This window comes from Micromonospora globispora (genome assembly GCF_003857015.1).
Lineage (GTDB): Bacteria > Actinomycetota > Actinomycetes > Mycobacteriales > Micromonosporaceae > Micromonospora > Micromonospora globispora.
The window spans coordinates 1-6056 of record NZ_QGGF01000078.1; the positions used below are offsets into that span (position 1 = coordinate 1).

General features: G+C 74.2%; 6 protein-coding genes. 2 read left to right on the plus strand and 4 right to left on the minus strand.

Features of this window, described 5'->3' with window-relative positions:
- Positions 1-363, plus strand: a 363-nt coding sequence (locus DKL51_RS35555; protein WP_221623121.1) for a hypothetical protein, incomplete at its 5' end; no start/stop codon positions are given.
- A complete protein-coding gene (locus DKL51_RS03005; protein WP_124811692.1) occupies positions 363-2534 on the plus strand; it encodes a bifunctional polysaccharide deacetylase/glycosyltransferase family 2 protein in 2172 nt (723 codons plus the stop codon). The genes DKL51_RS35555 and DKL51_RS03005, both read left to right, overlap by 1 nt.
- 12 nt (positions 2535-2546) lie before the next feature.
- On the opposite strand, the gene DKL51_RS03010 is transcribed toward DKL51_RS03005, so the two are convergent.
- The 4 genes from DKL51_RS03010 to DKL51_RS03025 all read right to left on the minus strand — a co-directional run bounded on the left by DKL51_RS03010 (position 2547) and on the right by DKL51_RS03025 (position 5957).
- Positions 2547-3521, minus strand: coding sequence for a glycoside hydrolase family 6 protein (locus DKL51_RS03010; protein ID WP_124811693.1), 975 nt, complete (start codon positions 3519-3521; stop codon positions 2547-2549).
- Between the two features lie 109 nt (positions 3522-3630).
- Positions 3631-4404, minus strand: a complete 774-nt coding sequence (locus tag DKL51_RS03015; protein ID WP_124811694.1) for an SGNH/GDSL hydrolase family protein — start codon at positions 4402-4404, stop codon at positions 3631-3633.
- A 28-nt stretch (positions 4405-4432) separates the two neighbouring features.
- Positions 4433-4837 (minus strand): formate/nitrite transporter family protein, encoded by a 405-nt coding sequence (locus DKL51_RS03020; protein WP_260428354.1) that lies wholly within the window; start codon positions 4835-4837, stop codon positions 4433-4435.
- Positions 4838-4892: 55 nt separating this feature from the next.
- Positions 4893-5957: a magnesium and cobalt transport protein CorA gene (locus DKL51_RS03025; RefSeq protein ID WP_124811695.1), complete on the minus strand. Its 1065-nt coding sequence runs from the start codon at positions 5955-5957 to the stop codon at positions 4893-4895.
- Between the last annotated feature and the right edge of the window lie 99 nt (positions 5958-6056).

The following is a 6056-nucleotide window of genomic DNA, read 5'->3' on the forward strand; positions in this document are numbered from 1 at the left end:
GAGGCCGGTCCGTCCGACGCCGGCGACCCGGCCACTCCGCCGCTGCCGGTACGAACGGCGGTGCCACCCGGAGGACCATCGCCAGCGGGACCACCAGGGACAGCAGGCGCGGCACCCGGGGCGGCCGAGGTCGGGCCGGCCAGGGGAGTGGCGACCCCACCGGACCCGCCCGGCGGCGCCGACGCCACGCAGATGATGCAGGCCCCCGACGTCACCGCGGCCATCTTCGTGGACCGCTCCGGACGGCGGGCCCAGGTGCTGCGCCGCGTCGTCTCCGCCGTGGTGCTGCTGGCCCTGCTGCTGATCGTGGCGCTCTGGGTCAGCCAGGGCATGGACGCCCTCGGGCTGCGGATGGCCGCCTGATGGCGGTCTGGCGCAGCCGGCGCCGGGTCGGCGACACCCACCTCACCGTCCTCCCGCCCGAGGAGACCGGCCGCCGGCGCCGGGCCCGGCGACGGTGGCTCTTCGCCGCGGTGGCGACCTTCATCCTGCTCAACGTGCTCGCCGTCGGTGCGTACGCCAACGCCCGGTTCACTCCGGACAACCAGCGCCGGGGGCCGGCCGGCGCCAAGTCGGTGCCGGCCGCCGTCCGGAACGGCGGCACCGTCGTCGACTTGCGCAGCGGTCGGGTCGACGCGCGGCGGATGCCGGCGAAGACGATCGCGCTGACCTTCGACGACGGTCCCGATCCGATCTGGACGCCGAAGGTCCTCGACGTGCTGAGCCGCCACCACGTGCCGGCCACCTTCTTCGTCCTCGGCTCCCAGGTGAGCCGGTACCCGGAGATCACCCGCCGGATGGTCCGCGAGGGTCACGAGCTGGGCGTCCACACCTTCACCCACCCTGAGCTGACGAACGTGCCGTCCTGGCGGCGCCGGCTGGAGTATTCGCAGACCGAGGCGGTCATCGGCTACACCACCGGGGTCACCGCCCCACTCGCCCGGCTGCCGTACTCCAGTGGGGTGGACGCGGTGGACGACTCCGACTGGCCGATCATCCGCGACACCGGCCGGTGGGGCTACGTCTCCGTCTTCGAGGACACCGACAGCCGGGACTGGGCCCGGCCGGGGACGAACGCCATCGTGCGCAACGCCACCCCGAAGGGCGACCGGGGAGCCGTCGTCCTGCTGCACGACAGCGGCGGCGAGCGCTCCCAGACCGTGGCCGCCCTGGACCGCTTCATCCCCGAGATGCAGGCCCGGGGCTACCGCTTCACCACCATCTCGGAGGGGCTGGGCTGGCCCGCCGCCGCCCCGGCCGGCGTCGGGGACAAGATCCAGGGTGGCCTGCTCGCCTGGGCGGTGCGGATCGCCGACGGCACGGTACGCGGACTGTGGCTGCTCCTGATCGTCGTCGGCCTGCTCACCCTCGCCCGCACCCTGCTGCTCTTCGGCTACGCCGTCCGGCACGCCCGACGCCGCCGCGCCCCGACCTGGTCGTGGGGTGACCGGATGAACGCGCCGGTCACGGTCATCGTGCCGGCCTACAACGAACGCGAGACCATCGCCGCGGCCGTGCGCAGCCTCGCCACCGGCACCCATCCCGAGATCGAGGTCCTCGTCGTCGACGACGAGTCCGACGACGGCACCGCCGACGAGGTGGAACGGCTCGGCCTGCCCAACGTGCGGGTGGTCCGGGTCCCGGGCGGGGGCAAGGCCGCCGCCCTCAACGCCGGCGTGGCGCTCGCCCGGCACGACCTGCTCGTCATGGTCGACGCCGACACCGTGGTGGAGCCGGACGCCATCCACCGCCTGGTGCAGCCCTTCGCCGACCCGCGGTTCGGCGCGGTCGCCGGCAACGTGAAGGTCGGCAACCGGCGCCGGCTGATCGGCCGCTGGCAGCACATCGAGTACGTCATCGGGTTCAGCCTCGACCGGCGGCTCTACGACACCCTGCACTGCATGCCCACCGTCCCCGGCGCCCTCGGCGCGTTCCGCCGGGAGGCGGTCCAGGCCGCCGGCGGGCTCAGCCGGGCCACGCTGGCCGAGGACACCGACCTCACCATGGGCATCCACCGCGCCGGCTGGCGGGTGGTGTACGAGGAGACCGCGGTCGCCCGCACCGAGGCGCCGAGCACCCTGCCCGAGCTGTGGCGGCAGCGGTACCGGTGGAGCTACGGCACCATGCAGGCGCTCTGGCGGCACCGGCGGTCGATCATCGAACGCGGCCCGTCGGGTCGCTTCGGCCGACGTGGTCTGCCGTTCATCGCCCTCTTCTCGGTGGTGCTGCCGCTGCTCGCGCCGGTGGTCGACATCTTCGCCGTCTACGGGCTGTTCTTCCTCGACCGGCTGGAGACGGCCGTGGCCTGGCTGGCGCTCCTCGCCATCCAGGTGATCACGGCGATCCTCGCGTTCCGGCTCGACCGGGAACCGCTGCGGCCGCTCTGGGCGCTCCCGTTGCAGCAGTTCGTCTACCGCCAGGTGATGTACCTGGTCCTGGTGCACTCCGTGGTCACCGCGCTGAGCGGGGGTGCGCTGAAGTGGCAGAAGCTGCGCCGGACCGGGGAGGTGGCCGCCCAGCCGACCGCGACCTGACCGGCACGCCGGTCAGGTCACCGGCGCCGAGGCTGCCCGCGCCGCTTCCCGGGCCGACGCGGGCAGCCACGGCGCGTCGGCGATCAGGGCGCGGGCCTGCGCCGGGGAGAAAACCCCGGCGTCGGGCTCACCCCGCCCGCACGGCCCGTCCGACTCGCCGGGGCTCTTGATCCACAGCAACGCCGCCACCCGCTCCAGCCCGGGGTCGGTGGTCGGCGGTACGCCCAGCGCCTGCGGCGTGGCATTGCACCACTGGTCGTCCGGCGGCGCCGGCAGCCCGTTGCGGGACGTGTCGATCACCATCTCCCGGCCGCCGACCAGGCCGGAGACGGCCAGCCCCCAGCGGTGACTGTCGGCGGTGGACTGCCGGTTGGACACGTTCACCGAGAAGCCCTCGGCCCGGGCGACGCCGGCCCGGCGCAGCCGCTCCGCGGTCTCCTCTGGACCGCGCCAGCGCGAATGCCCGGCGTCGAGGTAGACGTACTGGCCGGCGTCGGCGAGCAGCCGGACGGCGTCGGCGAGCAGGTCCGCCCGTTCGTCGTCGAAGCACTCCGCGGCGACCGCGTCCGGTTCCAGGATCACCGCCGCCCGGCTGTCGCCGAGCGCCTCCACCACCTGGTCGATGAAGCGCGCGTACGCTCGCCCGTCCCGGGCGCCGCCGCCGGCGCAGTCGAGGTTCGGGATGTCGTAGACCACCAGCACCGGCAGGCCGCCCTCTCGGCGGGCGTCGGCCAGCCCATCGGCCACCTCGGTCAGGTCTTCCGGGCCGGTCAGCCAGCGGGCCTGCGGGGTGCGGGTGATCGGGTCGAGCCAGGCGGCGTCGTGCCGGCGCTGCCACTGCGCCGCCGGGCTGTCCGCGTCCAGCAGCAGCGTCGCGCCCCGGAACGGGTGGCGCAACGGGGCGTACGCCTCGTCGTCGCTGCCGCAGCCGCCGAGCGTCACGAGCAACACTCCGGCCAGGGCGCCGGCGAGCAGGGGCATCCGCATCCGGCCAACGTATCCACGTCGGCGGCACCGCGCAGCGTGGCCACACCGTCCGGTGCCCGCATCGCTGCGGCACCGCTGCCCGGGGTTCCTTCGGCGCGGCGTGGCCCGGTCATGAGCCGGGCAGCTCGACCGGCAGGGGCACCGGGCGCTTGGCCACCCGGTCGTCGCCCGAGGAGCGACCGCGCAGGTGCCGGGCCAGCCAGGGCAGCAGGTGCCGCCGGGTCCAGGCCAGCTCGGCGCGGATCACCTCGTGCCGGGGCCGGCGGACGGCCACCGGTAGCGGGTGCGACCAGGAGTCGTCGTAGCCGGGCAGGCCGACGGTGTGCGCGAGCGCCGCCGCGATCCGCTCGTGGCCGGCGCTGTTGGCGTGCAGCCGGTCATCGCTCCACAGCCGGGGGTCGGAGGCGACCGGGTGCGCGCCCAGGTCGAGCAGGGTCGCGCCGGTCTCGACGGTGACCGCCCGCACGGCGGCGTTCAGCGCCACCACCCGGCCGCGCAGCGGTCGGGCCAGCGGCATCACCGGCGCCGGGTCGGGCAGCGTGAAGGTCAGCACGGTGGCCCCCTGACCGACCAGCGCCCGCTGCATCGCGCCCACGTCCTCGGCCACCCGGTCGGGGTCGAACGACGGCCGGAGCACGTCGTTCATCCCGGCCACCACCGTGCACAGGTCCGGTGCCAGCGCCAGCGCGGCCGGCAGTTGCTCGTCCCGGATCCGCCCGGTGGTGCGACCGCGGATGGCCAGGTTGGCGTACTCCAGGCCGCCCTGCGCCCGGGCCACCGCGAGGGCGAACCGGTCCGCCCAGCCCCGGTAGCCGCCGTTGCCGTCCGGGTCGTCCAGCCCCTCCGTGGTGCTGTCGCCGATCGCGACGTACCGCTTCCACATCACAGTGGCGAGGGTAGCCGGGCCGCCGTCAGACCTCCTCCCGGCGCTGCTCCGGCACGACCTTCGGTTCGTCCTTGAGGAACAGGTACCAGTAGGAGGTGGCCACGAAGACCACCGCGCCGACCAGGTTGCCGAGGAACGTGAAGAGCCAGTTGTTGAGCACGTCCAGCCAGCCCAGGTCCGGCACTCCCGCCCAGATCGCCGCGGGCAGGAAGAACATGTTCGCCACCACGTGGTCGAAGCCCATCGCCACGAACGCCATGATCGGGAAGAAGATGCCGAGGATCTTGCCGGAGACGTTGTCGGCGGCCAGCGCCAGCCACACGCCGAGGCAGACCAGCCAGTTGCAGCCGACCCCGCGCAGGAAGATCTGCCAGTTGCTCTCGTGCAGCGCCTTGCCCTGCGCGATGGCGGCCAGCCGCTCATACGCCATGCCGGCGGGCGCGCCGGCGTCGCTGGACCACGCGCGCGGCCGGCGGGGGAGCGGGTCAGAGCCAGCCGGAGCGGCGGAACAGCCGGTACAGGGTGAGCCCGGCGAGGGCCATCACCAGCAGTGCCGCCGGGTAGCCGTACCGCCAGCCCAGTTCGGGCATGTGGGTGAAGTTCATGCCGTAGATGCCGGCCACCGCGGTCTGCGTGGCGGCGATGGCCGCCCAGGCCGCGATCTTGCGCATGTCGTTGTTCTGGTCCACGGCGAGCTGCGCCAGCCGGGACTGCAGGATCGAGTTGAGCAGGTCGTCGTAGGCGGCGATCCGGTCCACCGCCCGGGTCAGCCGTCCCTCCACGTCGACGAACCAGCGGTGCAGCGCCGGGGGCGGGCCGCCGGCCCGCTGCTCGATGAGCGTCCGTAGCGGCGCCGGCAACGGCAGCACCGCCCGCTTGAACTCCACCACCTCCCGCTTGAGCTGGTAGATCTGCTGGATGTCCGCGCTGCGGTCGCGGGCGAAGACGCTCTCCTCGACCCGTTCCAGGTCCTTCTCCAGGTGCCCCGCGACCTCCAGGTAGAGGTCCACCATGCGGGCACAGACGGCGTACGCCACCGCCCACGGCCCCTCGGCCAGCACGCCCGGCCGGCGCTGGATCTCCTCCCGCACGGAGGTCAGCGCGCCGGACGCGCCGTGCCGGACGGTGATGACGAACCGGTCGCCGAGGAAGACCATCACGTCGCCGGTGTCGATCACCTCGGAGGTCTCGGTCAGCTCGGTGTGCTCCACGTAGCCCGCGGTGCGCAGCACCAGCAGGGTGACGTTGCCGTGCTGCTGCACGGTGGGGCGGTGGCCGTCGGCGAGGGCCTGCTCCACGCTCAGCTCGTCCAGGCCGAAGGTCCGGCCGACCGCCGCCATCACCGCCGCACCCGGATCGTGCAGTCCCAGCCAGACGAACGACCGCCGATTGCGCCGGCTGCGCGCGTAGGCGTCGGCGTAGTGTGGTCGTCCCGGCTCGCGCCGGCCGTTGACGTAGACGGCGCAGTCCACCACCGCGTCCGGATTGGACCGTCGGCCGGCCGGCGGGGCCGCCGGGTCGGCCGGGCGGCCGAGCAGCCGCTCCAGCATGCCCGGCAGGCGCAGTCGCCGCCGGGTCCGTATCGCCGAGCGCTCCACCGCGCACCTCCGCCCCGCCGGGAACCGACGGCCTACCGTACGGCGCAGGGC

Coding starts and splice junctions, on each gene's coding strand:
- DKL51_RS03005 (WP_124811692.1), top strand. CDS start 363: ATGGCGGTCTGGCGCAGCCGGCGCCGGGTCGGCGACACCCACCTCACC.
- DKL51_RS03010 (WP_124811693.1), bottom strand. CDS start 3,521: ATGCGGATGCCCCTGCTCGCCGGCGCCCTGGCCGGAGTGTTGCTCGTG.
- DKL51_RS03015 (WP_124811694.1), bottom strand. CDS start 4,404: ATGTGGAAGCGGTACGTCGCGATCGGCGACAGCACCACGGAGGGGCTG.
- DKL51_RS03020 (WP_260428354.1), bottom strand. CDS start 4,837: ATGGCGTATGAGCGGCTGGCCGCCATCGCGCAGGGCAAGGCGCTGCAC.
- DKL51_RS03025 (WP_124811695.1), bottom strand. CDS start 5,957: ATGCTGGAGCGGCTGCTCGGCCGCCCGGCCGACCCGGCGGCCCCGCCG.